This is a genomic window from Halanaerobium sp., from assembly GCF_003070835.1.
Genome location: NZ_QBLR01000339.1, coordinates 1 through 3,530, shown reverse-complemented (window position 1 = coordinate 3,530; position 3,530 = coordinate 1). Strand labels below are relative to the sequence as shown.

Below are 3,530 nucleotides of genomic sequence, written 5' to 3'. Positions count from 1 at the left end.
ATTGCAGTCCCCTTTGTTGGGGGCTGAGAATTGAAACGGTGTAAACATCATCCTGATATATAGCATCATTCTGATTGCAGTCCCCTTTGTTGGGGGCTGAGAATTGAAACTACTCACAGAATAACTGATGTCAGTCCTGATATAGATTGCAGTCCTCTTTGTTGGGGGCTGAGAATTGAAACTGAATTGTACCATCACCATTAAGAAACTCTCTTGTCTTGAATTATTCATAACAACCACGAAATAAATTATCAGTACTAATATAGCAAAATTCTATCAAAATATTATTTTCACCCAGTGGGTGAAAAAGTTTTTATTAAGATTTTTCTCTAAAAATATAGAAAAAGGAGCCTCTTTCCTTTATAATAATAGTAACGACCAAATTAAAAGGAGGGACTCCGTATGGTTACTATAACTGGAAAAAAAATAGATTTCAAGTCAAATTTAAAAATAAATTTTAATGGTAGTGATTTAACATCAAATTCCGGCATGCTGATGATGCAGATGATCTACGGTTTGATTTTTCATTTCAGACTATACTGGGAAAATAAATTTTGGCTTCTCAACCTGCTATTTCAAGATTAAACAATCAGGTCGATAAAGAAAATATGAAACAGCTGCAGCAGGCTAATGCAAATAAATTACAGCAGATGATGCTTGCCTATAACTTAAATAACTGACTGAGACGACTCTGTTTTCTAGGGCATAACAGATCAGATAGAATAGAAACTATCAGAAGGATGTCCCAACAAAGAGTTGTTTTTAAAGTACTGGATAATATACAGAGTTTAGAATTTGGTTGACATTGAATTCTAAAAGAACTGTAAAATTTTAAGAAAATAAAGGAAGACTACGGGATATCTATACCCAATTTTAATAGTGATTTTTACCATAATAACAAAAAATAGATTTTTTAAAAAATTAAACTCAAAAATCTATTTTAAAATCTTAAATCAGATAATTTTAGAGTTAAATCAAAGGAAAATTATATTTTGTGGCTGCTATGAATAATTTAGGATTATGACTTTTAATTAATGAAAGGAGCAGAAAAATGAGTATTGGAATTATAACTGATAGTACCTGTGATCTAAATCAAAAATTAATAGAAAAATATAATATTGAGGTTATCCCTCTATCAGTACATTTTGGAGAAAAAGAATTTAAGGATGGTGTTGATATCAATCCAAAAAGTTTTTTTAAAAAGCTGAATAAAAATAAAGAACTACCACATACTTCAAGACCCGCCCCGGCATTATTTATGAAAAAATACAAAAAAATGCTGGAAAAATATGATCATCTGCTTTCTATTCATATTTCTGCTGCTCTCAGCGGTACTTTTGAATCAGCAAAATTAGCTGCTCGCGAAATAGAAGACCAAAAAATTACTGTTATTGATTCGGCAAGTATTTCTCTAGGACTGGGTATGTTAGTTATTCTGGCAGCAAAATTAATTGAAAAAGATAAAGACTTAAATGATATAATTAAAACCATTAAAAGTGCAAAAAGGAATTTATACTTATATTTTACAGTGAAGGACTTAACTTATATGGAAAAAGGTGGCCGTATCGGTAAAGCGAGCTCATTCTTAGGTTCTATCTTTAGTATTAACCCTGTAATTTCAATTAGTACTGAAACCGGTAAGGTTAAACCAATTGCCAAAGTTAGAGGACCGCACCGGGCTCAGGACAAAATTATAAAAATTATTAAAGAAAAAATTGATAATGAAAAAAATAACTGGCTTGGATTTGCTCATGGAGATCGCAAAGCTGACCTTACAGAGACAAAAAATAAATTAATAGAAGAAGTAAAAAAAGACAAAAATTTGAATCTAAAAATTTTTAACAGCCGCATCAGTGCGACTCTAGGGTGTCATGTGGGACCTACAGTCTATGCTGTTATTGTTTTAAGTGGAGATTTTTTAGTATAAATAAGAGAAAGTGCAGCTCTTACCTGTAAATAGGGAAACTGCACTTTTTTAAATAATTATTTAATAAAAAATAATAACTAATCGAATTTCATAATACGCTTAATTTAGTTTAATTTTAAAAATATTATCTGCAAATTATAAGAATAAGCCTTTTAATTTGAATAATTGGTATAATAGCCTGAAACTCCTGCTTAAAAAGAATATGTTCATAGATATCAGTTGTAATTTTCTAAATTCGAAGCATCAATATCTATTGTTTCAGTGTCTAATAAATCAAAGACCATACTCTGTTTTAAAAGATTATTCATTAGTGGTTTCAGTTCGTCAGTTTCAGATAATTAATAGCCTTTCTAAAAACATGTAATCAATTTAATATTATTATTTAGTCAGCGTGGATATAATAATATTAAAACTTAGTTGAGATATAAGGAGGTTTTGTTAATGCAAAATAAAAGAAAAGAACTAATAAAAGCAGTTTTTGTTGCAGATGCACTTTCATTTGGTGCTCATTGGGTTTACAGTACAGATAAATTAAAGGAAGAATACAGCGGAATAATTGAAGAATATAGAACTCCTATGGCTAAATTCCACGAAGGAAAAAAAGCTGGAGACTTATCACATTATGGTGAACAAGCTTTTGCACTGCTGCAGTCAATCTCTAATAATCAGAGTTTTGATCTAAAGCAGTTTAGAGATGACTGGATTGAGTATTTAGAAAATAATGAGATGTATATGGACCATGCAATGAAAGATTCACTGGAAAAACTTAAGAATTCAGATACTTTTACAGGGGCTGACAATCATGAATTAGGTGGAATTGCACGCAGTCTGCCGTTATTTTTAGAAGAAGATATTATTCAAAAAGATTTTTTAGACCTAGTTCATTTAACTCATAACAGCCAAGTTGTTGATCAGACTGCAAAATTTGTTTTTGCTGTGATTAAAGATGTATTGGCAGGCAAAGATTATAAAGAAGCTATTAAAGCTAATAAAGATTTAAATAAATTTACTGCTGAGTCTTTTGAAAAAATCGGATCTAAAGATAAAATTGTAGCAAATGCAGATGACCGCGGTCAGGGCTGCTCAACTGAGCAGGGCTTTCCAATTGTGCTTGATGTTCTCTGGAATGCTGATGATCTCCTGGAAGCTTTAACACTTAATATTATGGCAGGCGGAGATACTTCAGCTAGAGCAATGGTAATTGCTGCAGTAATGGCAGCAGCTGAGGGATTAGATGCTTTACCAGATAAATTAACTGCTGGTTTTAATAAATCAGAAAATGTTAACGAATTACTGTTAAAGTTAAATTAAGATAATTAATCCACCCAACACCTTTAACAGTCGATTCATTAAAAGAATTAATTAAAGAAAAAGACTCTGAAATAGGAGTTGATTTTAATTTTAATATTGATATTTAGGATTTAGGATCAAGCGCATCTCTTAAACCATCACCTAATATATTATAGCTTAAGACAGTAATAAAAATGAATAAACCGGGTAATAAAAGCCAGGGAAAATCTGAGATTTTAGTTATATTCTGAGCTGCACTCAACATATTACCCCAGCTGGCAGAAGGTTCCTGGATTCCGAGGCCAATAAAGCT

Annotated in this window: 3 protein-coding genes and 1 pseudogene; 3 read left to right on the top strand and 1 reads right to left on the bottom strand. The window is 31.2% G+C overall.

The window, feature by feature from the left end; genetic code table 11:
* Positions 1–554 precede the first annotated feature (554 nt).
* The 3 genes from CI949_RS18605 to CI949_RS18595 all read left to right on the top strand — a co-directional run bounded on the left by CI949_RS18605 (position 555) and on the right by CI949_RS18595 (position 3,238).
* Positions 555–680 (top strand): transposase, encoded by a 126-nt coding sequence (locus CI949_RS18605; RefSeq protein WP_218119700.1) that lies wholly within the window; start codon positions 555–557, stop codon positions 678–680.
* A gap of 371 nt (positions 681–1,051) precedes the next feature.
* Positions 1,052–1,927 carry a DegV family protein gene (locus CI949_RS18600; protein WP_089719421.1) on the top strand — a complete coding sequence of 292 codons (876 nt, stop codon included), beginning with the start codon at positions 1,052–1,054 and terminating at the stop codon, positions 1,925–1,927.
* Between the two features lie 441 nt (positions 1,928–2,368).
* Positions 2,369–3,238: an ADP-ribosylglycohydrolase family protein gene (locus CI949_RS18595; RefSeq protein WP_089716815.1), complete on the top strand. Its 870-nt coding sequence runs from the start codon at positions 2,369–2,371 to the stop codon at positions 3,236–3,238.
* Positions 3,239–3,341: 103 nt separating this feature from the next.
* On the opposite strand, the pseudogene CI949_RS18590 reads toward CI949_RS18595, so the two are convergent.
* A pseudogene (locus tag CI949_RS18590) lies at positions 3,342–3,530 on the bottom strand (ABC transporter permease); the annotation flags it as partial.